Below are 1,042 nucleotides of genomic sequence, written 5' to 3'. Positions count from 1 at the left end.
TTCACCTTTCCTTCACAGTACTGGTTCACTATCGGTCTCTCAGGAGTATTTAGCCTTAGCGGATGGTCCCGCCAAATTCAGACAGGGTTTCACGTGCCCCGCCCTACTCAGGATACCACTATCCTTATCTTCTCTTACTTATACGGGACTATCACCCTCTTTGGTTAACCTTTCCAGGTTATTCTAATTCAATCCGCAAGAAATGTCGTGGTCCTACAACCCCAATATTGCCGTAACAACATTGGTTTGGGCTAATCCGCGTTCGCTCGCCACTACTTACGGAATCACTTTTGTTTTCTTCTCCTCCGCCTACTTAGATGTTTCAGTTCAGCGGGTTCGCCCTCCTATCGGAGTGACATGTCTTCAACATGCCGGGTTGCCCCATTCGGATATCTACGGATCAATTCGTATGTGCCAATCCCCGTAGCTTTTCGCAGCTTATCACGTCCTTCCTCGCCTCTGAGAGCCTAGGCATCCCCCATACGCCCTTATTTTGCTTATTGTTTCTTTTTTGCTTTACTTATTACTAAGCAAAACCTTGTTCTTTCTACTTTTTGTATGTTTATCTCAATATGTCAATGAACTTTTATCGCTGTTGCGATTTGTGGAGAATATCGGAGTCGAACCGATGACCTCCTGCGTGCAAGGCAGGCGCTCTAGCCAGCTGAGCTAATCCCCCGTCTTTAGTGTTCAGTTAACAGTTATCAGTTAACAGTACTTCAAACGGTCACTCAACCTCTAAAATTTCCTTTGTGCTTTAAAAAAGTAGTCCCGGGCAGACTCGAACTGCCGACCCCTACATTATCAGTGTAGTACTCTAACCAGCTGAGCTACGAGACTCTGTATTTTAAGCCTTTTTTATTTGAATTAACAGCAAGAGTAAAAAAAATCTAAATCTTCACTTCCCAACTTCTTTTTTTCGTCTCTAGAAAGGAGGTGTTCCAGCCGCACCTTCCGGTACGGCTACCTTGTTACGACTTAGCCCTAGTTACCAGTTTTACCCTAGGCAGCTCCTTGCGGCGACCGACTTCAGGTACCCCCA

The 1,042-nt window shown here is 45.5% G+C and carries 2 tRNA genes and 2 rRNA genes; all 4 read right to left on the bottom strand.

Annotated features, from left to right (window positions below):
• Positions 1-502 (bottom strand): 23S ribosomal RNA (locus NAT50_RS12305); the annotation flags it as partial.
• A 103-nt stretch (positions 503-605) separates the two neighbouring features.
• A tRNA-Ala gene (locus tag NAT50_RS12300) sits at positions 606-679 on the bottom strand.
• A gap of 87 nt (positions 680-766) precedes the next feature.
• Positions 767-840 (bottom strand) — tRNA-Ile (locus tag NAT50_RS12295).
• Between the two features lie 89 nt (positions 841-929).
• Positions 930-1,042: ribosomal RNA gene (locus tag NAT50_RS12290) — 16S ribosomal RNA — on the bottom strand; the annotation flags it as partial.

This window comes from Flavobacterium luminosum, from assembly GCF_023635005.1.
GTDB classification, from domain to species: domain Bacteria; phylum Bacteroidota; class Bacteroidia; order Flavobacteriales; family Flavobacteriaceae; genus Flavobacterium; species Flavobacterium luminosum.
Note: the sequence above shows the minus strand (reverse complement) of the source record. Positions and strands in the feature narration are given on the sequence as shown.